We start from the raw sequence: 25,389 nt of genomic DNA, 5'->3' as shown, positions 1-25,389 counted from the left end.
GTGCAACAATTCGCTGAACTGGTACAATTATTAAGCAACAGCACCAAAACCAACGAAAAGCTGGAGGCGCTGAGCCAGTACTTTGCCACCGCACCGGATAAGGATAAAACATGGGTACTGGCTTTGTTTTCCGGCCGGCGTCCCAAACGTACGGTGAACAGCACACAGCTGAAAACCTGGTGCATGCAGGTTACCGGGATGTCTGACTGGCTGTTTGAAGAATGTTATCATACCGTTGGTGATCTTGCAGAAACCATTGCGCTGCTGCTCCCTCCACGCACTACACCTGTAGCTGCACCATTGCATTACTGGCTGGAACAGCTACAGCAGCTGGAAAAGGCGCCTGAAGAAACGAAACAGGCCTTTATCCTCCAGGCCTGGGATGCGCTCGACGGCGGAGAAAGGTTTGTGTTTAATAAGCTCATCACCGGCGGCTTCCGTATTGGTGTATCTCAGAAGATGATGGTAAACGCACTGGCAAAAACCTACCAGATTGTACCTGCTACGCTGTCTCATATGATCAGCGGCAACTGGGATCCGCATAATGTTACCATTGAAGAATTGTTGCACCAGCATACTACCGGCGCCGATGCATCACGCCCATATCCGTTTTACCTGGCTTACGCGCTGGAAGGCCTGCCGGAAACACTGGGCTCAGAGAAAGACTGGCAGGCGGAATGGAAATGGGACGGGATCCGTGGACAAATTATCAAACGCGAAGGACAGCTATTTGTATGGTCGCGGGGAGAAGAACTGATCACGGATAAATTCCCTGAGTTTACTTCATTAAATACTGCATTGCCGGATGGCGCTGTGCTGGATGGAGAGATCCTCACTTTTACCAATGGGCTTCCGCTTCCTTTTCAAACCCTGCAAACCCGGATAGGCCGTAAAAATGTAACACGCAAACAGCTACAGGAAGCACCGGTTATTTTTCTTGCTTATGATCTGCTGGAATGGGAAGGCGCAGATATCCGGGAGAAGCCGTTGGCGGAACGCCGTGCGCTGCTGGAATCACTGGTACAAAGTACCGGATTGCCGGTATTGCAATTATCGCCTGAAATTATGTTCGACAGCTGGGAACAGTTGACCGGCTTACGTTTGCAATCGCGCGATAAAGGCAGCGAAGGCCTGATGCTCAAAAAAAGAAACGCCGCCTACCAGGTGGGCCGTAAACGGGGCGATTGGTGGAAGTGGAAAATAGATCCGCTCACCATCGATGCTGTGATGATTTATGCGCAAAAAGGGCATGGCCGGCGCTCCAACTTATACACCGATTATACTTTTGCTGTGAAAGACGGCGAAAAGCTGGTACCCTTTACCAAAGCCTATTCCGGGCTAACCGATAAAGAAATAGCCGAAGTAGATAACTGGATAAAACGGCATTCGCTGGAAAAATTCGGGCCGGTACGAACGGTAGAACCACAACTGGTGTTTGAAATAGCCTTCGAGGGTATTGCCGCATCGAACCGTCATAAATCCGGTGTGGCGCTGCGTTTCCCGCGTATTAACCGGTGGCGGAAAGATAAACCGGTAGCAGAAATCAATACCATCGAAGACCTGAAAGAATTATTACGGGTGAATGGACAACAAGGCAATAGCTGATACCTCCTACCGCATTAAGCTACCGCCACATCTGCCGGCTGACTTCTCCGGTAGAACACTACCAGTTGTATTATAGCCGCCAGGGCTAACACGGCCAGCATACCAAGGCCCGCCCCATATCCGCTCCAGCCTTTAGTTTCTGACAGTTGCATCACCAGTCCGACCAACGACAATCCAAGTCCGCCACCCATGGAATTAGCGGTGCCATTGATCCCGGAAGCGAGCCCCTGTTGCTGTTCCGGCACCGATTGTACTGCCAGGATTGTTACACATGGAAAAGTGATCGCCATTCCAAATGAATTGATACAACACACCGCGCAAAGTATAAAGAGGAAGGTGTAAGAAGAAAAATAACTGGCGATAAAAAACAGGATACCCGCCAGCATAAAAGCATTGCCCAACATCCCCGTTCTGATAACACCAAGCTTTTGAAATAAATGAGGTAATACAAATTTTGAAATAATACCCGACAGGATGCTGAAAGGGAATAACAGCAATCCGGCCCGGGAAGCACTGAAATGGAGATCCTCCTGCAGATAGATGGTCAACATAAAAATATAGCTCAGGAAAACACCGCCAAGCAGGATGGCGCCTATGTTTCCGGTGATCACACCATGCAGGCGGAACAAACGGAAATCAACTAACGGAGACGAATGTACGCGCTCGCGCCGGATAAAGAACACACCGGCCACCAGGAATAGTATCAGCCATAATCCATATGCCGTATAATGTTGGGCTATATTACCAAGATCGTGGATCAGCCAGGCAGCCAGCATCATCAGGCCGGTAATGAGCAACGCGCTTACAATATTATTCACCGGTTTGGTTACTGCTTTCTCATCTCCCGGAATATAAATAACAGCTAACAAAACCGCCACACTTATTACCGGTACATTGATAAAGAATACCCACTGCCAGCCGAGGTAATTGCTGATCAATCCTCCTATGGCCAGTCCTGTAGCAAAGCCAATGCCTGCGGTAGCTCCAAAGATGCCAAAGGCACGGTTCCTTTCTGCCGGTACTGTAAAAGTATTGGTGATAATGGCCATGGCAGCGGGAATAGCCATCGCTACGCCAACGCCCTGTAAAGCACGGCATAAGAGCAGCCAGGTAAAGGTGAGGGAAAAACCGGCAGCCAGGGATGCCAATACAAAGCAGCAGGCGCCGGCCACAAATACCTTTTTCTTCCCGATGGAATCTGCGAGGCGGCCGCCCAGTAATACGAGCCCGGCATAACATAAAACATACACGGTTTGCACCCATTGAATAGCATCCGTACCAAAATGAAAAAATGATTCCATTTGCGGAATTGCCATGTTAAGCACCGATACATCCAGTGCTTCAAAGAAGATCGCCATACAGGCTACGGTTAAAATTATTCGTTCCTTTTTCACGGTACAAACTTATAAAATCATTCCAAGCAGAATTTATTTCCAAAAAATTCAGAACAAATACCCGGAATAACCACAAAAAATAGATATTTGTTCCAAACACCAAAACCCATGATCACCAAAAAAGAAAATCATACGGATGCTGCCGTGAACCTGGATGAAAAAGACCTCGGGATCCTGAAATTATTACAGCAGGATGCGAAAATGACAATCCGCGATATTGCCGGGCAGCTGAACCTAAGCACCACTCCCGTGTATGAGCGGATCCGGAAAATGGAACAGGCAGGTGTGATTAAACAATATGCCGCTATCGTGGATCCCCGGAAAATCAATAAAAGTCTCACCGTTTTGTGTTACATCACACTGAAGGAACACAATAAAAAATGTGGTAAAAAGTTCATCCAGGAGATCCTCCATTTTACAGAAGTAACGGAATGCCTAAATATTTCCGGTGAATTTGATTTTATGATTAAGGTACAAGTAAAGGATATGGATGAATACCGTGAATTTTATGTAAATAAACTGGGGGAGATGGACAATCTAAGCCATACACAAAGTATATTTGTGATCTCCGTGATTAAAACTACGCACCAGGTAGTATTTTAGGCGGGATGCTGATTTATCTTTAAACGTTTTCCAGTACCTATGTCCAGACTATACACATTATTGTGTGCAGCTTGCTTTTTTGTTTTGATGACCAACGCCAGCGCTCAATCACGGCTATTTTCGCATGCCATAGGAGGGGGATTATATTCAGGTCATAATTACTTTGGTGGCGCATTGGTGTATTCGCCCCGTTTGAATTACTATCATTTTTCCGACAAATCTACCCTGTCATTGGGCACTCAGATTGGTCTGGGTACTTCTATCAAGGACAATTACAACAGCAATACCGGTGGTAATTCAACCAGTATTTTCATGATCAATGTACCTGTTCTACTTGCCTGGAATTACGGGAATGCTGCCAACAACAACGCCTATACGAATTGGGGCTTTTTTGCAGCCGCAGGTTATGGTTTTCAGAATGCCAGTCGCGGCGTGGAATACATAGATGACGAAGAAGTAACCACGAACCAGGTCCACGTATCTGGCATGGCCATCAGCACAGGTCTCCGGTTTCCTGTGGCTAACAGTTCCTTCGGTCTCCGGTTCAGTTATCTGTTTAACAACAACCACTTTAATCCTGATATTCATGGCATCGCCAGTTTTGGTATCGACTACAACATAGGTGTGAGGATCAGACGCACTAGATAAAAATGTTTAAAATATGGCATTTGTTTATTTTCGTTTCATGTAACCTGTTATCGGTTTTGTCCGTTTCATTTACATGAAATATCTCTACCTCACCCTGATAGTATGCCTACATACTACCCTTACTGTTACCGCCCAGAAAATGTCTTTTCAATCCGCTGTTGGTACCGGCTATTTTAGTGGCTATCACCACAGTGCCCTGGGATTCACTTATGAGCCCAGGTTCAATTTTCATCAGTTTTCTGAAAAGTCTGCTTTGTCGCTAACCGGTAGCTGGACTATGGGCCCTTCCATTAACGACGACTACCGCACCCAGCAGCCAAAGTACCGTGAATTGCTTTCCTTTCCCTGGATGATGGATGCTGTTGCTGCTATCAACTACAGCTACGGCAACGCTGCTACCCCTAAAAGCTATCAACATTTTGGATATACACTGGGTATCGGTTACGGATCTCATCGGGCCGTGCGGAAAACAGATCCGTTACCCGGCCAGGATAGTCTTTACTTACAGGCGCACGGACTGGTCCTCCATGCGCTGTTCAATTTTCCGGTGGGAAATTCTTCCTGGAGTCTCAAGCCATCCTACATGTTCAATTTCGGCCGGCTCAATAAAGATGTGAAAGGTATTTTCGGGATGTCGTTGCTCTACAATATCGGTGTCCATGTCAATGTTCCGAAAGAACCACCACCCTTCCGGCATAGCAAACAATACTACAAGGATCTTAACCAGGAAGCACGGAAGAGAAAGTGGGAACAGTACCAGGAAAGACGGAATAAAAGAAAGGGGATACCAGCTGATAGCACCCTGTAAAATATTTTAAATACTATATTCCTCAAAAGGCTCGTTGCCCAAACTATCTTATTCGTATGAAGTATCTCTATCTGACGCTCGTTGTTTGCCTGCATACTTCCCTGATTGCCAGCGCCCAGCAACAATCTTTCCAGAGCGCTGTTGGTCTTGGTGGCATAGGTGCTTACCGTCACAGTGCATTCGCCTTTACCTTTGAACCCAGGTTCAATTTCTATACGTTTTCCCCGCATGAAAGTCTTTCTATCGGCGCCTGCATGGCTATGGGCCCCTGTGGACAATGGGATTACCGCGAAAGCAAATTTGTTGACCGGCGCGGCCCAATGAAAATAAGCTGGATGATGAACATTCCCGTAACGGTAAATTATACTTTTGGCAATGCTGCCACCCCTGGCAGCCGGAGATACATGGGCTATTCCGCCGGGGTTGGGTATGGCACACATAATGCCTCCCGTGTAACAGATTATGCTCCCGGCTTAGACAGCGCCGAGTTGCACGCCCACGGCCTTGTGCTCGATGGCCGCATTAATTTTCCCATTGGCAATTCTTCCTGGAGCCTTCATTCTTCCTATATGTTTAATTTCAGCAACAATAACCCCGATGTAAAAGGTATTTTCACCATGGCCTTACTTTACAACATCGGCGTACCTATTTATGGTCCGCATCCACCAAAACATTTTAAGCATAGCAAAGAATATTATCGCAACCTGAAGCAGGAAGAGCGAAAAAGAAAATGGGAACAATACCAGGAAAGACGGAATAAAAAGAAAAGCACACCTACGGCGCTACCGGTGTCATGAGGTCAAAGCCTGCATGAAAATCGAGTACCCCGGCGGCTGATTCTCCCGGATCAAAAACAACAACCATGGAACAAACCGGCTTTTTACTCCGTGAATTAACGGTTTCAAAAGCTATCCCCTGTTTAGTATCCTGGAAGACTACTATTTTCCTGGCTTTGTTGGCAGATTCGTATGCCTGTACCCGTTGGATATCCGGATAAGCCTTTTTTATAGTTGCGATCGTACTTCCGGGTCCTACCCCTTTGGCTGTTCTGAATTTAGGAGAATTGACCCTGATCTGTTTCACATACTGGGTATCCTGCGTACGCATCGCGGTGAATACCGCCAGCATGTGTGAAGAATCTATGCGCTTATCCTTTTTACGGCTATACCAGATCCGCCAGGCTTTCATCATAGCAGCATCTCCGCCATCCGGTTTTCCTAACACCGCGAGGCTTTGCGCCGGCGATTCCAGTTTGATCTGCCCGATGGATTTTCCAGGTACAATGAGCCAGGCATTTTGCTGTGCACTTGCCAGGGAAGTACCCGTTATCAATATCAAGAAAACTATAAGTAAACGCATCGTATCAGGTTTTAAGACGGTATTCCAAAAATACTGCCACTAACACTAACATTTCAAACATATAAAAGTTAAAAAGATGCGAAAATGAATCTATAAGGATTTCCTTAACATTTGGGCGTATAAATTTACTTCGTAAGACCTATTGTAGCAACATAAAAACTGTAACATTTCACACTAACTTTTTACGCATGAAAACAACGCTATTATTTACGCCTCCCTTTACAGCAGGGGCACTGGCATAGCCCGGCTTTTCCCCATTGTTCTATTCCCCTTCCGGTTGGCACCGCAAGGGGAATACCCTTTTACGGATGTTACAAATGCTGTAACTTTACACTCATGTTACTCAAATTCCCCATAGATCAGGACGGACAGCATATATTGAAATCCGGCAATACGCATTTCGCTATGCTGAAACAGCGCAATAAGGCGGATAAACGTACCCTGTTTCTGAAAGAGAATGTGATGATATTTGTGTTGTCGGGGTACAAGCTGTTGCACTTCGATGGTGGTACCGTAAAAGTAGAAGCAGGCTCCCTGCTACTGATGAAGCGGGGCTTTTATATCATGTCTGACTTTGTGGAAGATGGCCTGCAGTTTAAAAGTCTGTTGTTATATTTTTCAGATGAACAACTGCGCAGGTTCCTTCATAAATTCAATTATACCACGCCTGTACAAGGCGCTACAGCTGATTATCTCACCCTGCCTATTACCCCGTTGCTGGAAGCTTTCCGGGAGCAATATCTTTCTTACTTTTCGCAGGAACCGGTTAACCTGGGGGCTTTACTGTCTGTAAAATTGTATGAAGTATTTCTTTTACTGCTGGCCAGTCCGCAACGTAATACCGTACTCGCTTTCCTGCAACAGATAGTATATGCGCAGCCACAGGACATTGCTTTCATTGTAAAACAACATTTATTCCAGCCGCTGACGCTGGCAGAAATGGCCAAATTATCCGGACGCAGCCTGGCATCATTCAAGCGCGATTTTCAACAGCAATACCAGTCGTCACCCCGCCGCTGGATCAACGAACAACGGCTATCCTACGCACGCACATTACTGGAAACCACTTCGCAGCAAGTAGCGGAAATAGCCATGAACTGCGGGTTTGAGAGCAGTTCCCATTTTATCCGCATCTTTAAACAGACCTATGGCATCACGCCCAGCCATATCAGAGCCAAAAAAGCAATTATCTGAGCTTTTCCCGTTACTGGCGGCAACTATTCCCTGGTAATTTTGTAGTCATAAAAAAGAATGACATGCAAACACTATCAGAAAAAAACAAAGCCGTAGTAAGACGATTCAATGAAGAATTTTTGGTAAAAAAAGATCTGACCGCCTTTGAGGAAATTGTAGCCCCCGATTTTATTAATCACACTGCACCAAATGGCAATGGCGATCGTATTGCTACCCGTGATTTTATTCTGCAGTTATTACATCCGGCTATGCCGGATCTTCAATTGGAAATTTTTGATATGATAGCGGAAGATGATAAAGTAGTAACCCATAAGGCCTTTACAGGCACGCTCAGCGGACCTTTCATGGGACATGCCGCCACCGGTAAAAAAGCAACCTTGCGGATCATTGATATTGTACAGCTGAAAGACGGCCTTTACAAAGCCCACTGGTCTATCCGTGAAATGATCACCTTATAGTTATTTGCTGAAATATGCTTATTTTAAGCGTATGAACCGCAAGCACTTTTTGTCTGCTCTTGTTGCCACCGGTGCAGGATTACCTGCACTGCAAACGCTGGCTGGCATTGGATTACCTATTCCTTCAGATAAGAAGGAGCCACTCGTTCCTCCTTATCTGAAGCCCGGTGATATTATCGGTATCACCTGCCCCGCAGGATATATCAGCAGAGATGAAATACAACCCGCTATCCGTATAATGGAAAGCTGGGGATTTAATATTCGTATAGGCAAAACCGTTGGCGACCGCGACTATAGCTTTGGCGGCACAGATGCAGAAAGATTGGCAGACCTGCAAGCGATGCTGAATGATGAAGACATTAAGGCCATTATGTGCGGACGCGGCGGATATGGCACTGCCAGGATTGTGGATAAACTTGATTTCTCCCGCTTTCAACGCAAACCCAAATGGGTGATTGGTTTCAGCGATGCAACGGTCTTGCATTGTCATATCAGCAGGCACTTCGGCATTGCTTCCCTGCACTCCAAAATGTGCAACAGCTTCCCCGACGATTTCCGCAAAGCAGAGCCTATTGTACAGGACACCATCATGTCCGTCTACCAGGCGCTCACCGGCAAAAAAATGCAATACAGCACACAACCCGATACGCGCAACCGAAAAGGGAAAGCAAGGGGTGTACTCACCGGCGGCAATCTGTCGATCATTCAGAGTATGTCCGGTACCGATTCCGAAATTGACACCAACGGAAAGATCCTGTTCCTCGAAGAGGTAGGGGAATATCCGTATAGCCTCGACCGTATGCTGGGCACCCTGCAGCGTTCGCACAAACTGGATAACCTCGCAGGCCTCATCATTGGTGGCTTTAACCGCATCAAACCGGATGATCCCGGCGAAGAATTTGGCCGTACCGTATACGATATGGTAATGGAAAAAGTGAAAGAATTCAGCTACCCGGTATGTTTCAATTTTCCCGTAGGACATCAGAAAAATAATTATGCCCTGAAATGCGGCATGATGCACTCCCTGTATGTAGGCGATGACGCTGTGACCCTGAAAGAATAATTACTTCACAAAGAAGGTGATGATAAACAGCACCGCCAGTATATACATCACCGGACTGATACGTTTATACTGGCCAGTGAGTACCTTCAGCAGCACATAAGACAACATACCAAACACAATTCCTTCTGCAATGCTGTAGCTGTAAGGCATCATCACAATGGCCAGGAAAGCGGGGATGGCTTCTGTAACATCGTTGAAATCAATTTTCGTAACAGCTCCCATCATGAGCATACCTACTATGATCAAAGCCGGCGCTGTAGCGGCCTGGGGAATCATGGCAAATACGGGTGCAAAAAAGAGGGACAACAAAAACATGATGGCTACCGTGAAGGAGGTTAAACCGGTTTTACCACCGGCGGCAATACCACTGGCGCTTTCCACATAAGCGGTGACCACACTGGTACCTAATAAACCTGCAGCAGTAGTACCAATAGCATCGGCCATCAGCGCCTGCTTTGCGCGGGGAATACGGCCGTTTTCATCCAGCAGACCGGCTTTATTACACAGACCAATCAGCGTACCTACCGTATCAAACAGGTTCACCATCAGCAGCGTGAAAAGGATCATCACCATGTCCATGGTGAATATTTTATTGAACTCCAGTTTAAACGCAATCGGCGCCAGCGAAGGCGGTAAACTCACCAGGTGCCCATTTTCCGGGAAATGAGTAATGCCGAGTGGAATCCCCACTACCGTAGCCGCCAGGATACCTATCAGCAAGGCCGCGTTTACATTTTTATACATGAGCACGGCACTTATAATCAGCCCGATCAGCGCAATCAAAGGCCCGATACTCGTCACATCTCCCATTTTCAGGATAACCCCATCGAGTTTTCCATCACCTACATGATGCATCCCTGTTTCAATAATGCCCGCATTGGCCATACCTATCAACGCGATCAATAACCCGATCCCCACCGAAATCGCATGTTTCAGATTCTCCGGAATACTGTTGATAATGGCCTCCCGGATCCTGAACATCGATAGAATAATGAAGATGATCCCTTCCAGGAATACAGCCGTGAGCGCAAACTGCCAGCTATAACCCATGGACGACACAATGGTATAGGCAAAAAAAGCATTGAGTCCCATACCCGGCGCCACGCCGATGGGTAATCTTGCATATAATGCCATTACCAGCGTACCAATGGCGGCTGCCAGGGCGGTAGCGGTGATCAGGGCGTTAAAGTCCATGCCGGTGCGGGACAGGATACTGGGATTCACCGCCAGGATATACGCCATGGTGGAAAAGGTAGTTAACCCTGCCAGTACTTCTTTCTTTACTGTAGTCTGATGTTCGGAGAGCCGGAAAAATTTTGCGAGCATGCTGCAAAAATAAGCGTTTCACGATTTATCATTTTGTCCTAATTTCATTCTATGCAACAACGTTCGGGTGGATGGAAAGTGATTACTACATGGTTGGGCGAAAAAGAGCTGAAGCCCTTTAAATTCCAGGAAGATGCCTGGAAGGCTTATCTGCAGGATAAATCAGGGATTGTGAATGCACCTACCGGCTTCGGGAAAACCTTCTCATTGTTTCTCGGAGCCGTTATCGCATGGATAGATGCGCATCCGAAAGACTATACCCAAAAAACAAAAAACGGTTTACAGCTATTATGGGTCACGCCTTTGCGGGCATTGGCCAAAGACCTGGGCAGGGCCATGGAAAGCGCTTTGCAGGAACTGAATGTTCCCTGGCAGGTAGGTATCCGCAGTGGTGATACGCCCGTGGCTACTCGGGCCGCCCAGAAAAAACAGATGCCGGAAGTATTGATCATCACACCGGAAAGCCTGCACCTGCTGCTGGCGCAGAAGGAATATCCTGTTTTGTTCAAACATCTGCAAACAGTAGTAGTAGACGAGTGGCATGAGCTGATAGGCAGCAAACGTGGCGTGATGGTGGAACTCGGTCTGAGCCGGTTGAGAGGATTGCGTAAAGAGAAACTGAAAGTATGGGGCATTTCCGCTACCATCGGCAATCTTGATGAAGCCATGGAAGTGTTGCTAGGGCCTTACCATTCCAATGGCCTGATTATCCGGGCCAAACTGAAAAAAAATATCGCGCTTAAAAGTGTGATTCCTCACGAGATAGAAAACTATCCCTGGGCCGGGCACCTGGGTATTAAAATGCTGCCGCAGGCATTGCCCATTATCCACGACAGCCAGACTACACTGATCTTTACCAATACCCGTTCCCAGTCAGAATTATGGTACCAGGCCCTGCTGCGGGAAGACCCCATGCTGGCAGGCGCCCTGGCATTACACCACGGCTCCATTGACATGGAGCTTCGTATATGGGTGGAAGAGGCCCTGCACAATGGTATCCTGAAAGCGGTGGTATGCACGGCAAGTCTTGATCTGGGCGTGGATTTCCGGCCGGTAGACAGTGTGATCCAGGTGGGCAGCCCGAAAGGCGTGGCGCGTTTCCTCCAAAGGGCCGGACGTAGCGGTCACCAACCAGGCGCTATCAGCAAGATCTTCTTTTTGCCCACCCATGCGCTGGAACTGGTAGAAGCTGCCGCGTTGAAAGCAGCGATGGAGCAGGATCTGATAGAGAGCCGCATGCCGGTGTTACTCGCCTATGATGTGTTGCTGCAATACCTCATGACACTGGCCGTATCGGATGGATTCTATGGCGCAGAGATCTGGGAAGAAGTAAGTCATACCTTCTGCTATCAGCATATTACGGAAGATGACTGGCAATGGCTCCTCTCCTTCCTCACCACCGGAGGCGATGCCCTTGGCAGCTATGATGAATTCAAAAAAGTAGAGCGGGAAGGCGATTTCTATATCTGCCGCAGCCGGATGATGGCTATGCGCCACCGCTTGCATATAGGCACCATCGTGAGTGACGCCATGCTGAAAGTAAAGTTCATGAGTGGCGGTTATATCGGCGTCATTGAAGAAAGTTTTATTTCCCGGTTATCCCCCGGAGATGCTTTCACACTGGCTGGCCGCAACCTGGAATTCGTGCTGATCAAGGATATGACAGTACTCGTGCGTAAATCAAATTCCAAACGGTCTATTGTTCCCAGTTACCAGGGCGGCCGTATCCCGTTATCGTCCAATCTGGGCCGGATGCTGCGGCAAAAATTTAATGAGGCCTTATCCCGGAATACAAAAGACCCGGAACTGATTGCGTTGCAACCGCTGTTCAACCTGCAGGAAGAGTTATCACACATTCCCAAAGACAACGAATTGCTGATTGAGCATATAACAACAAAAGACGGTTATCATCTCTTCGTATATCCTTTCGAGGGCCGGCTGGTACACGAAGTGATGGCGGCTTTGCTGGCCTACCGGATCAGCCGGATCCAGCCTATCACCTTTTCCATTGCCATGAATGATTATGGCTTTGAACTGCTGTCTGACCAGCCTATTCCGCTGACAGCAGACAACGCGAAGCAGTTATTTTCTACCGAAAACCTGCTCACAGAACTGCAGACCAGCGTCAATTCTACCGAAATGGCCCGGCGCAAATTCCGCGACATTGCGGTGATTGCAGGCCTCATCTTCCAGGGATACCCCGGTAAACATAAAGCCAACCGGCATTTGCAGTCGTCTGCTTCGCTGCTGTTCAATGTATTCGGCGACTACGATCCGTCGAATCTCCTGTTGAAGCAGGCTTTCAACGAAGCTTTTTTCTACCAGATGGAAGAAGCGAGGTTACGCGAAACGCTGGAGCGGATCGCCGTGAGCCGCATTGTAATAACGAATCCGGAAAAGCTGACACCCTTCTGTTTCCCGATTAAAGTAGACAGTCTTCGTGATACCATGACCAGTGAGAAGCTGGAAGACCGGATCAAAAAATTGATCACGGTGAACGGTTAAGAAATTTATAATTTGCACCTCATAAAAAAACGTTTGATTCAGTGGTCGGGGAAATATTTCACTTTCAGCAACAGCATTGGCATTTATCGCCCCAGCGGGCTATTTTCTGGGAAGAAGAAAAAGCGCTGATCCTTTCAGATCTGCACCTGGGCAAGGCGGCGCATTTCCGTAAAGCCGGTATTGCCGTGCCGGCGGGAATTGTACAGGAAGACCTTTTCCGTTTACAGCAACTGATTACACATTACCTGCCGGAGCGGATCATCATAGTAGGTGATATGTTTCATAGCCGGGAAAATAATGAAGTACAATATTTCCGGTTGTGGCGGCAGCAGTTTCCGCAGATCATCTTCGACCTGGTAAAAGGTAACCACGATATTATGGCGGAAGAAGTGTATGAACAACTGGCTATCCGGGTACATCCTTCGCTTACTTTGCGCGATATCCATTTTATCCATGAGCCTTGTGAAGACAGCAATGGCTTTGCCTATACTTTTTCCGGGCACCTGCACCCGGCATTTGTGATGTACGGGGCCGGCCGGCAACGGCTGCGTTTACCCTGCTTCTATTTTGGCCGGCATTGCGGCATTTTACCCGCATTCGGCGACTTTACCGGCTTCGCCACCCTTGACCCCGACGAACGCGATCCGGTGTTTGTAATCGCCGGAAAATCGATTATACGCGCACAATGAAAATTGCCTTTCACGACATATATGCCCATCCTTTGCCGGCAGATCATCGTTTTCCGATGCTGAAGTATGAGCTGATCCCCGCTCAGTTGCTTAGGGAAGGCGTAATTACACCGGAGCAGTTGTTTGCGCCGCAGCCTGCCAGCGAAGACAATATCCTGTTAACACATACGGCTGCCTACTGGCATCAGCTGAGAGATCAGACGCTGACACCCCGGGAACAGCGGAAAATAGGGTTTCCCCAATCGCCGGAACTGACCATGCGGGAAATTGTGATTGCGCAAGGCACTGCAGACATTGCCTTACACGCCCTGGAACATGGTATTGGCTTCAATGTGGCCGGTGGTACCCATCATGCCTTTGCAGATCATGGGGAAGGTTTCTGCCTGTTGAATGATTTTGCAATGGCCGCCAATTACCTGCTGCATAAGCGGCGCATCCGCAAGGCGCTGATCATCGACCTGGATGTACACCAGGGCAATGGCACCGCCGCGTTGTTTGCGGATAACCCCGATGTATATACGTTCAGTATGCATGGGGCGCATAACTACCCGTTTCATAAAGAAGTGTCTGACTGGGATATTCCATTAACAGACGGCATGGATAACGGCACCTATCTCGGGTTACTGGAAGAAGCGCTTCCTGTGCTGATTAACCGGGTGAAGCCAGACCTGGTGTTTTACCTGTCCGGTGTGGATATCCTGGAAACCGATAAGTTTGGAAAGCTAAAAGTAACGCCACAGGGCTGCCTGGAGCGGGATGAAATGGTTTTCCACTGGCTGAGAAAGCATAACATCCCATGTGCGGTGGCGATGGGTGGTGGTTACTCCACACATATCCGGGATATTGTAAATGCACATTGCCAGACGTTTAAGGCGGGTATCAGGATCTATGGATAAGTTCCTTAAATAATTTTCCCGTCCTTCATTACCAGCTGGCGATCGCTCATGGGGGCCAGTTCTTCGTTGTGAGTCACGATGATAAAGGTTTGCTGCAGTTTATCGCGCAATTCCATGAACAGGTGGTGTAGTTCGCGGGCATTACGGGAGTCGAGGTTACCGGTGGGTTCGTCTGCCATCACTACATCCGGGTTGTTGATCAACGCGCGGGCCACGGCTACTCTTTGCTGTTCTCCACCGGAAAGGGCATTGGGTTTATGCTCCAGTCGGTCTTTCAGGCCAAGTGTTTCCAGGAGGAAGACCGCTTTTTCCTTTACCTGGCTTTTCCGGGTGCCGGCGATGTAGCCAGGAATACAAACATTTTCGAGGGCGGTGAATTCCGGCAGCAGGTGATGGAACTGGAAAATAAAGCCAATATGACGGTTCCGGAAATCCGCCAGGGCGTTCCCCTTTAAACCCGTCAGATTGACATCATTCAGCCAGATTTCGCCATCAGTGGGCGTATCCAGCGTTCCAAGGATATGGAGCAGGGTACTCTTGCCGGCTCCGGAGGAACCAACGATAGTAACAATCTCCCCCTTACTGACAGTAATGTCCACCCCTTTTAATATGGGTAATTTGGAATAATTTTTGGTAACATTGCGAGCGGTTAGCATAACCCAAAGAAAAGTAATTAACCGATAAAATAGTAAAAGTTGTTTATTTCAAATTAAATAATACTTTTGCGAAAAATTAAAAAGTAAAAATTTTAATAAGATGTACTGGACATTAGAATTAGCTTCATACCTGGAGGACGCTCCATGGCCAGCTACTAAAGACGAACTTATCGACTACGCCATTCGTTCCGGTGCACCGATCGAAGTAATCGAGAACCTTCAGGAGCTGGAGGATGAGGGAGAAATTTATGAGGGGATTGAAGATATCTGGTCTGATTATCCGTCGCAGGATGACTTCTTCTTTAATGAGGATGAGTATTAGCCATTATCGCTGACAGCGCCTCCCATCAACTATGACAAATAATTACTAAGCCGCTCCTGATAAGGGAAGCGGCTTTTATTTTGGTATCTTCCAGGGCTGAATGAAAAGAAATCTTTTCATTCAGCCTGTAATTTATTTTTCCATCTGGTCGATCACTGGTTTGGAAACACCGGTGAAGGAGAAACCACCATCGTGGAACAGGTTCTGCATAGTCACCATTTTGGTGAGGTCGGAGAACATGGCTACGGCGTAGTTAGCGCATTCGTCAGCAGTAGCGTTACCCAGCGGGCTCATAGCATCTGCATAAGTCATGAAGCCGTCGAAGCCTTTTACGCCACCACCTGCAGTTGTTTTAACAGGAGACTGGGAGATGGTGTTTACGCGCACTTTCTTAGCAGTACCATAGTGGTAGCCGAAGCTGCGGGCGATAGATTCCAGGAGTGCTTTGGCATCAGCCATTTCACCATAGTCAGGGAATACACGCTGAGACGCGATATAAGACAATGCAATTACGGAAGCCCATTCGTTCAGTGCATCCAGTTTGTAGGCTGTTTGCAATACGCGGTGCAGTGACATCGCAGAGATATCAAAAGTTTTGTGATTAAAATCGTAATCCAGATCAGTATAGCTTCTGCCTTTACGGATATTCATACCCATTGCTACAGAGTGCAGCACGAAATCGATCTTGCCACCAAAGTGCTCCATGGATTTGTTGAACAGGTTGGCCAGATCGTCCATATTGGTTACATCCGCCGGAATAACAGGTGCTTTGCAGGTTTCCGCCAGTTTGTTGATCTCACCCATACGCAGGGCAATAGGGGCATTGGTAAGCACAATTTCAGCGCCTTCTTCCACACAACGCAGTGCAGTTCTCCAGGCAATAGATTTTTCGTCCAGTGCGCCGAAGATGATACCTTTCTTCCCTTTTAATAAGTTATGAGCCATTTGGTCAAAAATTAATTTCGGCAAAAATAGTCGTTATAGTTGAAAAAAAAAGCTGTTATTAATGCACTGTCAGCATTTCCCGGGCATTCTCGAGTGCGGCTGCTGTAGGGCGCTCGCCACTCAGCATTTGGGCAATCTTGTTGACCCTTTCTTCATTGGTCAGCAAACGTACGCTGGTCGTTACTTTATCTGCTTTCGCGTCTTTGTATACGAAGTAGTGTGCATCCGCTTTTCCGGCAATCTGTGGCTGGTGGGTGATCACAATGATCTGGTGTGATTTGGCCAGATCTTTCAGAATAACGCCTACCTGGCGGGCGGCTTCTCCCGAAATACCGGTATCGATTTCATCAAAAATGAGCGTAGGCAGCGCTACGGACTGGGCTACCAGTGATTTGATGCAAAGCATGATACGGCTCAATTCACCACCGGAGGCAACTTTACCTACAGGTGCAAACTGGTTACTCTTGTTGGCATCAAAGAGGAAGTCGATGGTGTCCTGTCCGTAAGGATTCAGTTCGCCAGCTATGATGGCTACTTTCAGGCGGGCATTAGGCATACCTACCTGTGCCAGTAGGGTGTTGACGTGTTTTTCAAAAGGAGCAGACTGCTCCAGGCGTTGTTCTGTAATGATGGCGGCGGCTTTCTCCAGGGTTTCTTTCAGGCGGGCCTGTTCCAGTTCCAGCGAGGCCAGTTGTTCATCGAGGTTCAGGACGTTGTCCACTTTCTGTGTCAGTTCGTCTTTAATGGCCAGCAGTTCGCCGGTGGTTTGTACCGCATGTTTTTTAAACAGGCGGTATCCGAGTGCCATTCTTTCATTGACCAGTTCAATGCGTTGTGCATCGTACTGCACGTGATCATTGATGGTTTCCACTTCTCCGGCGATATCCTGTAATTCCAGGTACACGGATAACAGACGTTCAGACAGGGCGGGCATGTCTTTATGAAAAGCGGCGAGCCCCTGCAGGGAAGATTGCAGTTGTTTCAACTGTTGTAAGATCGGTTGTTCGTCTTCTTTCAGCTGAAAATACACTCTGTTGAGGGTATTCTTGATTTCTTCGGCATGGCTCAAGGTCTGGAGTTCTGTTTCCAGGTCCTCTATTTCATTGGCGTTGAAGCCGGCTTCCGAGAGTTCATCCAGCAGAAAGCGGTTGTAATCCAGCTCTTTGTTGGCGTTGTCGCGGTTATCGTGAAGTTGTTTATATTTTTTCTGTACCTGTTGATACTGAATAAACAGCTGATGATATTGCTGCAGTTCGTTCGGCTTGTTGACCAGGGCATCGATGACCTCCCGCTGGAAATCGGCATTACCAAGTGCCAGGGTATCAAATTGCTGATGCAGGTCTACCAGGTAGCCACTGAGTTCAGACAGCTGGGAGATGTTTACAGGCGTATCATTGACAAAAGCCCTGGATTTGCCGGTGGCGCTTACTTCTCTTCTGATGATGAGCTGATCTTCCAGGTCGAGTTCATGTTCCTGGAAGAAAGCGGCGACCTGGGATTTCTTTACTTTAAAGAGTCCTTCTATGATACATTTGCCGGTTTTATCGAATAGTACACCGGGATCTGCTCTTTCACCCAGGATAAGGGAAAGGGCTCCCAGTAAGATAGATTTACCTGCGCCGGTTTCACCGGTGATCACATTCAGGTTCCCTGAGAAGTCAACTTCCAGGTGATCGATAATTGCGTAATTCTTGATCGTTAATCGCTGTAACATAAGTAAGGAAATTCCTTTATGATGTTGAAAGCTCAGGTTCCGTTGATCCGCTGTATGCCTGCTTTGGCTCGCTGATCAAGGGAATTTTTATAATCGTGGCCTTTCATGTTCAGGCAATGCTGATAACATTCTATGGCTTTGGCTTTTTCATTTCTCTTTTCGTAAATGTAACCCATTTGGAGGGAAGCTCTGGCCGCATAATATTCCGGCCTGTTGGCGCCCACTTTCACGGTTACTTCGTACATGGCGATGGCCTGATCGTCTTGTCCGCTTTCGTCATAGATGCGGCCCAGCCGGTAGGCATACTCCAGTTTATCTTCCATGGCGGGGAATTCAGCGGCTTTCTTTGTCAGCAGCAGAGCCAGGGCTTTGTTAAAGTAGCCGCCATCGCTCAGTAACCTTACCCTGAGCAAAAAGGGATTGGGCCACTTGCCGGTTTTGGCTTCTTTCAGCGCCTGTTTGTCTGCATCTGTTTCCAGTCCGCCTTTGGTCAGGATCATGGCGCGGTATTTATCGGCCATGGCCTGGTTTCCTTCCAGGTAATAATACCAGCTCAGTCGCTGCAAACATTCTTTCACATAGAACTTGCCTTTGAAGTTATTGACAAACTTTTCCAGGTAGGTATGTGCATCCGGGTCGAGCCGGGTTAATTTCAGGAGGCCCATGACATAATTGAAATACTGCATCTCAGCGTATTCCGCAGTGTCATTGCGTTCCTGTAATACTTTTATGCCGGTAGCTGCTTTCTGGTTATTAAGTGACAGGTTGGCTACCATGAGTGCAAACAGGTAATTGTTTTTGGTGTCCAGCTGTTTCCGTTGGAGGAAATCCCACGTTTCTTCCGGTTTATTCACAATAAACAACATCAGGTAGCAATAGTAGTAGTAAGATTCTTCCCGGAACATCTTCGCTTCCGGTGCATTGCTCTCAATGAACTTGTTCACATTCGCCATTCCTTCCTTCATGCTGCCCTTGAGGCCCAGGATATTTGTAATCCACTTATACCCTTCCGGGATGGTGCCGAATACGGTTTGCATGGCTCCCAGCAGCAGGTTATTTGGAACGAAGTTGGGAAACCGTTGCTGGTTTTCTTTCAGCATCATGTAAGCTTTCCGGATTTCCCAGGTTGCGTCCCATTTTTCATCGAACTTGATTTTGATGAGTGCCCATTGAAATTTGATCGCTGCCTGTGTGTACAGATAGTAGGGAGAGTCAGGGGAACCTTCGGCCATTTTATTGAGCCGGAAAGACCTCAGACTCCTTTTTTTGGAGTACTCAGCCGGATCTTCATTAAAGAAGAGCGGGAAAAAGTCCGCGTAATTCTCCAGGAAATAAGGCGCCAGGTTATCCGGGTGCTCTTTTTTCTCTGCCTCCAGCAAAGCCCTGCCAGTACTTAACCTCAACTGCATGATGGCATCATATGCCTGCTCACAGCGGGTATTAAAGTCAAATTCCTTCTGCCTGGCGCTCACGTTAAATCCAACACTCAACAATAACAACAACGAAAAAATAATACGCATACGGGGAAAAATTCCAGAATTAAAGGCCAAATCTCTCATATCATCTTCCAAATCCCAAATAACATTTCACATTTTTTAAATGTTGACCTGTTTCAGCGAATTCCCTGCCACAAAATAAAAGAACTACTACGCAAGGTACTTGCGCAACCGCAATGATCACAAAGCTAATATAATTAGTAAAACAAAACTAAATAAATTAGTATATTTTTTTATGCACATAGGCACATAAAAAAAGGACATCCTCAGGATGTCCTTTTAATAATATAAGTGATCAGTGCGATATTAGATGGTAACTGTCGCTTCCAGGTCGTTGTCTACCAGGATACGGCCACAGTGCTCACATACGATGATCTTTTTGTGCTGACGGATTTCTGCCTGACGCTGAGGAGGGATCGCATTGAAGCAACCACCGCAGGAATCACGCTCTACTGTTACCACAGCCAGACCGTTACGGTAGTTCTTACGGATTTTCTCGTAAGCCTGCAGTAAACGTGGATCTACCTTTGATTTAGCTTCTTCACTTTCCTTGTAGAAAGCTTTCTCTTCTTTATCTGTTTCACCGATGATCTTTTCCAGTTCACCTTTCTTATGCTTCAGGTTCGCTTCCTTATCTGCAACAGCTTTCTTAGCCATTTCCAGGACGCGGCTCTTCTCTTTGATCTCTTCGTTAGCATCCTTGATATGCTTCTCTGCCAGTTTGATTTCCAGCGCCTGCATCTCCATTTCTTTGGTGATGGCTTCAAACTCACGGTTGTTCTTCACATTATCCTGCTGCTTCTCGTACTTCTTGATCAGCGCTTCCGCTTCTTTGATAGCGTTTTTCTTGCTGGCAACAAAGTCCTGTATACCTTTCATTTCATTCTCAATGTGAGACTGACGTGTATTCAAGCCTTCGATCTCGTCTTCCAGGTCTTTTACCTCCATCGGCAACTCCCCTTTCAGCACCTGGATCCCATCCAGCTTGGAATCAATCTTTTGCAATCTGAGTACAGACGCTAATTTTTCTTCAACGGAGTATTCTTTTACGGTTGCCATGTATTATAAATAATTTACCGGGTTTGTTTTAATCGTAGATTTAAGAGGCGCAAAATTACGGAATTTTTCAGTCAATATATGATAAAATAATTCCACTGTGAACTGCTCACTCTCAAAATGTCCGACATCTGCTATAATTAATTGATTATCAGCGTCAAAAAATTCGTGATATTTGAAATCTGATGATATGTAGGCATCTGCACCAGCCGAAATCGCCTGTTTTAACAGGAAACTGCCTGCCCCTCCACATAACGCCACTTTTTTTACAGAACGCCCCCTTAAAGGAGTATATTTCACACAACCGGTCCGGAACTGCTCCTTTACAAACTGCAGAAACTCCAGCTCTTCCATCGCTTCCGGTAAGATCCCTACCAGACCTGAACCTACCTGCTGATAAGCATTATCCAGGCTTACCACATCATAAGCCACCTCTTCATATGGATGGCTGCTCAGTAACGCCTGTAAAATTTTACCTTCCAAATATACCGGAAAAATTACTTCTAACTTTATTTCGGCCTCAAAATGTCTTTTTCCCGGCGTACCTACATAAGGATCAGTGCCTTCCGCCCCCTTAAAGCTGCCCTCGCCGGTGGCATTAAAACTACATTCGCTATAATTGCCGATATGGCCCGCGCCCGCTTCAAACAAAGCAGCCCTTACCGTTTCCACATCTGCCGAAGGCACAAATGTGAATAACTTTTTCAGCAACCCCTTCTTTGGCTGTAATACCCGGGTCTGTTCCAGTCCCAGCTTGCCCGCCATCTGCGCACAAACCCCGTTCCGTACGTTATCCAGGTTGGTATGCGCCGCATACACCGCTATGTCATGCTTGATGGCCTTAATCGCCACCCGCTCCACATAATTGTTGCCATTGATCTTTTTCAATCCTCCAAAAACAATCGGATGATGGGCAATCACCAGGTTACAACCCTTCTCAATGGCCTCATCAACGACCGCCTCCGTTGCATCCAGTGTCAGTAGAGCATTCGTGACCTCCACATCGGCCCGACCGAAAATGAGCCCTGCATTGTCGTAGCTCTCCTGGTATTGCAAAGGCGCAAACTGCTCAATTGCCTGAATGATCTCTTTTATTTTCATATCTGCAAAAATTAATGGTTCTTACCGGCATCTACTAAATTTGCAAAAAATTATATTTTATGCCCGGAAGCAAATCTACAGCAGAACAATATGCGGATTACAAAATAAAAATGCAAAAAATTGCAGACGTAAGAAATGCCCTGGCCGTACTGGGCTGGGACCAGGAAACCTACCTTCCTGAAAAAGGCGCCGGTTTCCGTGGCCAGCAGATCACCACCCTCAGCACCATCGCCCATGAACTGTTTACCGCTCCTGAACTGGATAACATTCTCCAGGCCATCAAAGGCAATACCACCCTGGATCCGGTAGAACAGAAAAACATCCTCCTCTCCACAGAAGATTTTGAAAAGAATAAGAAATATCCCGCAGCCTTTGTGGCGGAAATGTCGAAAGTTACCAACGAAAGTTATCATGCCTGGATCAAAGCCCGTAAAGCCAATGATTACAGCATCTTTGCCCCTGCCCTTGGCCGGATGATTGAACTGAAAAGGCAGGAAACAGATATCCTCGGCTATGAAGGCCATCCCTACAACGCCCTGCTGAACGAATACGAAAAAGGAGCCAACACCGGCATGCTGGATACTATTTTCAATGAAGTGAAAACTGCCCTGTCGCCGCTCCTCGCCCAGATTGAACAACAACCACCCGTAGATAAAGATTTTCTGCATCTCCACTACAACCGCGATGCCCAATGGAAATTCGGTATAGGTATCCTGAAAAATATGGGATACGACCTGAAAGCAGGTCGCCAGGACATTTCAGAGCACCCCTTCACTACCAGCTTCAACCCGCAGGACGTAAGAGTTACCACCCGCATCGATGAAAATGATTTCGGCAACATGACCTGGAGCTGCATCCATGAAGGCGGTCACGCGCTCTATGAACAGGGACTTCCCACCGAGCAATATGGCCTGCCCTGTGGAGAAGCCACCAGTCTGGGTATACACGAATCACAATCCCGCCTCTGGGAAAATAACGTAGGCCGCAGCCTGATCTTCTGGCAACATCACTATCCACGCCTCCAGCAACTTTTTCCCGAAAATCTCGGACAGGTATCCCTGGATGCGTTTTATAAAGCAATCAACAAAGTACAACCTTCGCTGATCCGCACCGAAGCGGATGAACTGACCTATCATTTTCATATCATGATCCGTTATGAAATTGAAAAAGGACTCATCGATGGCAGCATCGCCGTTAAAGACCTGAAAGAAACCTGGAATGAATACTACCGTCAATACCTGCACGTAACCGTGCCGGATGATGTACAAGGCGTATTGCAGGATATTCACTGGTCGCACGGTAGCTTTGGCTATTTCCCGACTTATTCCCTCGGCAGCTTCTATGCAGCGCAATTCTTTACCGCTGCACAAAAACAGGTACCCGGCCTGGATGCCAGCATCGCCAGTGGTAACTATCAACCACTGCTGGAATGGTTGCGCACCAATATTCATCCTTTTGGAAGATTTTACACTTCGAATGAGTTATGTGAAAAGGTAACCGGAAAGCCGCTGGCATTCAGAGATTTCCTCGGATATGCGCATGGGAAGTATGGCGGGATCTATGGGTTTTAATTGATTAAACTGATTTTTACTTTTGGGAGATAAGGGCCGGATGGATAGGCACTTATCTCCCAATTTTTTTCAGGAGGCCCTTTTCTTTTGCAGGTTAATTTCTTTGCGGAGTTTTTTGATTTCTCTGAATATCCTCCTACTTTATCATAATGACTTCATAAAAAAACCCTCCGCTTCCCCAGTCCTGGCAAATAATATTACTCCGCCAGATCATACACATACACTCCCACTTCCACCGGTGAAAACGCATCCTGGATAAGCGGTTCAATCTTATCCCAGGTACCACCTGCCAATCCGCAGCCAATCCGGGGCATATGTACAGCCGCCGATAGTTCTGTTGCAATAACAGCCACCTGCCGCAAAGCTGCGAGAATCGCTTCATACCTTACAGGAGGAATACCTCCTTTCGTCTGACGGGTAGTTATTTTATGCTGGCCAATCATATTGACGACCCACATATTTTGTTCAACATTAATCAATTGAATATCTCCTAATTGAGGAGGGGTAGCGGATTTAAATGCATCAAGATAAACGGCTTTTGTTCTGGGCCATTTTTTCGCAAGCGGCAACACAAAACCTTTTCCCCAGGCGCCGATATCATTGCATACATGTACAATGATTTTATTTCCTTCGCCAACAGGCTTAAGAGCATCGCCTGTGATATAATTTATGATCATGAGGTTAACAATTACAAGTTACAATCCAACCAGTTTCTCCAACTCTTTCAATTCCATCACACCTTCCTTCCTCGCAATCTCTTTACCATCTTTATAAACAATAAACGTAGGCAACTTCGTAGCATTGACTGATTTCATCACTTGCTCATCTTTTCCACCATCTACCATAACCTTCTTCACCTGCGAATGCTTTTGAAAGAATTGCACGAGCACAGGTTCCATCTGCTTACACGGTGGACACCAGGTTGCGCCTACATCAGTGAGCACATATCCCTTCACCTTTACGGCTTTGTTATAATCAGCTACGCTCAATTCCGGTTGCTTTGAAGCTTCACCATCCAGTGGTTTGCCGGCCTGTTTCCAGGCGTTGATACCACCTTCCAGTTCTACTACGTCATTGAAACCATTTTCTCTCATCCATTTGGCAGCGGCAGTACTACGGCCACCACTCAGGCAGTAAATATAAACGGTTCTGTGTTTGTCGAGATATTGAACACGGTCCTTAAATTCTTCTTTCTTAGTATAATCAGCCTGTAGGGCATTCGGAAGATGTCCGGTATTAAATTCACCGGTGGTACGCACATCAAAAACCTGTGCATCCTTCTGTTTGATATCCTTATCAAATTCGCCAGCATCTACCTTCTGTTGCGCCATGGCCGCTATGCCGGAGCACAACAGTAATACAGCTAATAAAAAACGTCCCATATCTTCCTTATTTTCGGCATAAAATTAACAAACAATTCATATCCCTGTCTGGCAGGGTGAGAATTATAACAGGTCTGTAACGTTTTTATATCAAACCACCGGGAGAATAAATCGCGGTACTCTTGCTCTGTACCGCCGAATGGTGGCCCTTCCTGTGTGAAATGACGATTAAACAACACACCTGCCAGATGCCCGTCCGGTGCAATCAGCGAATGCATATGTTTTACATAATCTGCTCTCCGTGAGGGATCTATGGCGCAGAAAAAAGTTTGCTCCAATACCAGGTCGTAAGTGCCGGTATGATTAAAAAAATCTTCCTCTAATACTTTTACACGGGTGCGTGCAAATTTCTCCTGTAGTTGTTCTACTAACACAGGCGCGATATCCAATACGGTGATATCGCTAAAAGCCAGTCCTGCCAGATATGCCGCCTCATAGCTGTTGCCGCCACCGGGAATGAGTATACGAATATCCCTATCCACCAGTTGATCAATATATTCCTTTAACGGAGGAGAAACAGCGCCCATATCCCAGCCTGTATCCCCATTCACATACCTGTTGTTCCAGTACTGACTATCCATATCTGACATTCTTTTTT

General features: G+C 47.0%; 25 protein-coding genes. 13 read left to right on the top strand and 12 right to left on the bottom strand.

All coding sequences use genetic code 11. The features are described from left to right. Positions 1 to 1,605: an ATP-dependent DNA ligase gene (locus BMW79_RS08700; RefSeq protein WP_089893250.1), complete on the top strand. Its 1,605-nt coding sequence runs from the start codon at positions 1 to 3 to the stop codon at positions 1,603 to 1,605. A gap of 14 nt (positions 1,606 to 1,619) precedes the next feature. Here BMW79_RS08700 and BMW79_RS08695 read toward each other — a convergent pair whose 3' ends face one another. After that, positions 1,620 to 2,963, bottom strand: coding sequence for an MFS transporter (locus BMW79_RS08695; protein ID WP_089893246.1), 1,344 nt, complete (start codon positions 2,961 to 2,963; stop codon positions 1,620 to 1,622). A gap of 144 nt (positions 2,964 to 3,107) precedes the next feature. On the opposite strand from BMW79_RS08695, the gene BMW79_RS08690 reads away from it, so the two are divergent. The 4 genes from BMW79_RS08690 (at position 3,108) to BMW79_RS08675 (ending at position 5,855) form a co-directional block, all read left to right on the top strand. Next, positions 3,108 to 3,602 carry an Lrp/AsnC family transcriptional regulator gene (locus tag BMW79_RS08690; protein ID WP_089893242.1) on the top strand — a complete coding sequence of 165 codons (495 nt, stop codon included), beginning with the start codon at positions 3,108 to 3,110 and terminating at the stop codon, positions 3,600 to 3,602. Between the two features lie 39 nt (positions 3,603 to 3,641). After that, positions 3,642 to 4,250 carry a hypothetical protein gene (locus tag BMW79_RS08685; RefSeq protein WP_143059113.1) on the top strand — a complete coding sequence of 203 codons (609 nt, stop codon included), beginning with the start codon at positions 3,642 to 3,644 and terminating at the stop codon, positions 4,248 to 4,250. Between the two features lie 73 nt (positions 4,251 to 4,323). Next, complete coding sequence (locus BMW79_RS08680; protein WP_089893235.1) at positions 4,324 to 5,058, top strand: hypothetical protein; 735 nt, start codon at positions 4,324 to 4,326, stop codon at positions 5,056 to 5,058. Between the two features lie 56 nt (positions 5,059 to 5,114). Beyond that, complete coding sequence (locus tag BMW79_RS08675) at positions 5,115 to 5,855, top strand: hypothetical protein (RefSeq protein WP_089893232.1); 741 nt, start codon at positions 5,115 to 5,117, stop codon at positions 5,853 to 5,855. Here the strand turns inward: BMW79_RS08675 and BMW79_RS08670 are convergent. Continuing rightward, positions 5,833 to 6,417: a hypothetical protein gene (locus tag BMW79_RS08670; protein WP_089893229.1), complete on the bottom strand. Its 585-nt coding sequence runs from the start codon at positions 6,415 to 6,417 to the stop codon at positions 5,833 to 5,835. The two genes, BMW79_RS08675 and BMW79_RS08670, sit on opposite strands and share 23 nt — an antisense overlap. 336 nt (positions 6,418 to 6,753) lie before the next feature. On the opposite strand from BMW79_RS08670, the gene BMW79_RS08665 reads away from it, so the two are divergent. From BMW79_RS08665 to BMW79_RS08655, 3 genes are all read left to right on the top strand, one after another. Continuing rightward, complete coding sequence (locus tag BMW79_RS08665) at positions 6,754 to 7,611, top strand: AraC family transcriptional regulator (protein WP_089893227.1); 858 nt, start codon at positions 6,754 to 6,756, stop codon at positions 7,609 to 7,611. A 62-nt stretch (positions 7,612 to 7,673) separates the two neighbouring features. Further along, on the top strand, positions 7,674 to 8,069 hold the full coding sequence (locus tag BMW79_RS08660) for an ester cyclase (RefSeq protein WP_089893224.1): 396 nt from the start codon (positions 7,674 to 7,676) through the stop codon (positions 8,067 to 8,069). Positions 8,070 to 8,100: 31 nt separating this feature from the next. Next, positions 8,101 to 9,132: a S66 peptidase family protein gene (locus BMW79_RS08655; protein WP_089896835.1), complete on the top strand. Its 1,032-nt coding sequence runs from the start codon at positions 8,101 to 8,103 to the stop codon at positions 9,130 to 9,132. Here the strand turns inward: BMW79_RS08655 and BMW79_RS08650 are convergent, their stop codons facing one another. Next, positions 9,133 to 10,458, bottom strand: a complete 1,326-nt coding sequence (locus BMW79_RS08650) for an NCS2 family permease (protein WP_089893221.1) — start codon at positions 10,456 to 10,458, stop codon at positions 9,133 to 9,135. Positions 10,459 to 10,509: 51 nt separating this feature from the next. On the opposite strand from BMW79_RS08650, the gene BMW79_RS08645 reads away from it, so the two are divergent. From BMW79_RS08645 to BMW79_RS08635, 3 genes are read left to right on the top strand one after another with little or no spacing between them, the layout of a single operon-like run. After that, positions 10,510 to 12,963 carry a ligase-associated DNA damage response DEXH box helicase gene (locus BMW79_RS08645; RefSeq protein ID WP_089893220.1) on the top strand — a complete coding sequence of 818 codons (2,454 nt, stop codon included), beginning with the start codon at positions 10,510 to 10,512 and terminating at the stop codon, positions 12,961 to 12,963. Between the two features lie 41 nt (positions 12,964 to 13,004). Continuing rightward, on the top strand, positions 13,005 to 13,652 hold the full coding sequence (pdeM, locus tag BMW79_RS08640; RefSeq protein ID WP_089893218.1) for a ligase-associated DNA damage response endonuclease PdeM: 648 nt from the start codon (positions 13,005 to 13,007) through the stop codon (positions 13,650 to 13,652). Then, complete coding sequence (locus BMW79_RS08635) at positions 13,649 to 14,548, top strand: histone deacetylase family protein (protein ID WP_089893215.1); 900 nt, start codon at positions 13,649 to 13,651, stop codon at positions 14,546 to 14,548. Before pdeM ends, BMW79_RS08635 begins: the two co-directional genes overlap by 4 nt. A 5-nt stretch (positions 14,549 to 14,553) precedes the next feature. Here the strand turns inward: BMW79_RS08635 and BMW79_RS08630 are convergent, their stop codons facing one another. Continuing rightward, the gene (locus BMW79_RS08630) at positions 14,554 to 15,204 is read right to left on the bottom strand and encodes an ABC transporter ATP-binding protein (protein ID WP_089893212.1); all 651 of its coding nucleotides are present in this window, start codon (positions 15,202 to 15,204) and stop codon (positions 14,554 to 14,556) included. Positions 15,205 to 15,304: 100 nt separating this feature from the next. Between BMW79_RS08630 and BMW79_RS08625 the strand changes: the two genes are divergently transcribed. Beyond that, complete coding sequence (locus tag BMW79_RS08625; protein WP_012794455.1) at positions 15,305 to 15,526, top strand: DUF2795 domain-containing protein; 222 nt, start codon at positions 15,305 to 15,307, stop codon at positions 15,524 to 15,526. Positions 15,527 to 15,658: 132 nt separating this feature from the next. On the opposite strand, the gene BMW79_RS08620 is transcribed toward BMW79_RS08625, so the two are convergent. From BMW79_RS08620 to BMW79_RS08600, 5 genes are all read right to left on the bottom strand, one after another. Then, a complete protein-coding gene (locus BMW79_RS08620) occupies positions 15,659 to 16,471 on the bottom strand; it encodes an enoyl-ACP reductase FabI (protein ID WP_089893210.1) in 813 nt (270 codons plus the stop codon). A 58-nt stretch (positions 16,472 to 16,529) separates the two neighbouring features. After that, on the bottom strand, positions 16,530 to 18,185 hold the full coding sequence (recN, locus tag BMW79_RS08615; RefSeq protein ID WP_089893206.1) for a DNA repair protein RecN: 1,656 nt from the start codon (positions 18,183 to 18,185) through the stop codon (positions 16,530 to 16,532). Positions 18,186 to 18,217: 32 nt separating this feature from the next. Beyond that, positions 18,218 to 19,705 (bottom strand): tetratricopeptide repeat protein, encoded by a 1,488-nt coding sequence (locus tag BMW79_RS08610; RefSeq protein WP_177192084.1) that lies wholly within the window; start codon positions 19,703 to 19,705, stop codon positions 18,218 to 18,220. Positions 19,706 to 19,987: 282 nt separating this feature from the next. Continuing rightward, positions 19,988 to 20,740, bottom strand: a complete 753-nt coding sequence (locus BMW79_RS08605; RefSeq protein WP_089893201.1) for a zinc ribbon domain-containing protein — start codon at positions 20,738 to 20,740, stop codon at positions 19,988 to 19,990. 3 nt (positions 20,741 to 20,743) lie between these two features. Further along, positions 20,744 to 21,838: a Nif3-like dinuclear metal center hexameric protein gene (locus tag BMW79_RS08600; protein WP_089893198.1), complete on the bottom strand. Its 1,095-nt coding sequence runs from the start codon at positions 21,836 to 21,838 to the stop codon at positions 20,744 to 20,746. 59 nt (positions 21,839 to 21,897) lie between these two features. Between BMW79_RS08600 and BMW79_RS08595 the strand changes: the two genes are divergently transcribed. Then, positions 21,898 to 23,409 carry a carboxypeptidase M32 gene (locus tag BMW79_RS08595; RefSeq protein WP_089893195.1) on the top strand — a complete coding sequence of 504 codons (1,512 nt, stop codon included), beginning with the start codon at positions 21,898 to 21,900 and terminating at the stop codon, positions 23,407 to 23,409. Between the two features lie 197 nt (positions 23,410 to 23,606). On the opposite strand, the gene BMW79_RS08590 is transcribed toward BMW79_RS08595, so the two are convergent. The 3 genes from BMW79_RS08590 to BMW79_RS08580 are packed head-to-tail and all read right to left on the bottom strand — an operon-like array spanning position 23,607 to position 25,372. Continuing rightward, on the bottom strand, positions 23,607 to 24,086 hold the full coding sequence (locus BMW79_RS08590; protein WP_089893192.1) for a macro domain-containing protein: 480 nt from the start codon (positions 24,084 to 24,086) through the stop codon (positions 23,607 to 23,609). An 18-nt stretch (positions 24,087 to 24,104) separates the two neighbouring features. Continuing rightward, positions 24,105 to 24,791 (bottom strand): rhodanese-like domain-containing protein, encoded by a 687-nt coding sequence (locus BMW79_RS08585; protein WP_089893189.1) that lies wholly within the window; start codon positions 24,789 to 24,791, stop codon positions 24,105 to 24,107. Then, positions 24,773 to 25,372: a methyltransferase domain-containing protein gene (locus tag BMW79_RS08580; RefSeq protein WP_245752425.1), complete on the bottom strand. Its 600-nt coding sequence runs from the start codon at positions 25,370 to 25,372 to the stop codon at positions 24,773 to 24,775. The genes BMW79_RS08585 and BMW79_RS08580 overlap by 19 nt, the downstream gene beginning before the upstream one ends. Positions 25,373 to 25,389 lie beyond the last annotated feature (17 nt).

This window comes from Chitinophaga arvensicola (assembly GCF_900110835.1).
GTDB classification, from domain to species: Bacteria; Bacteroidota; Bacteroidia; order Chitinophagales; family Chitinophagaceae; genus Chitinophaga; species Chitinophaga arvensicola.
This window is presented reverse-complemented; position numbering and strand designations above follow the sequence as displayed.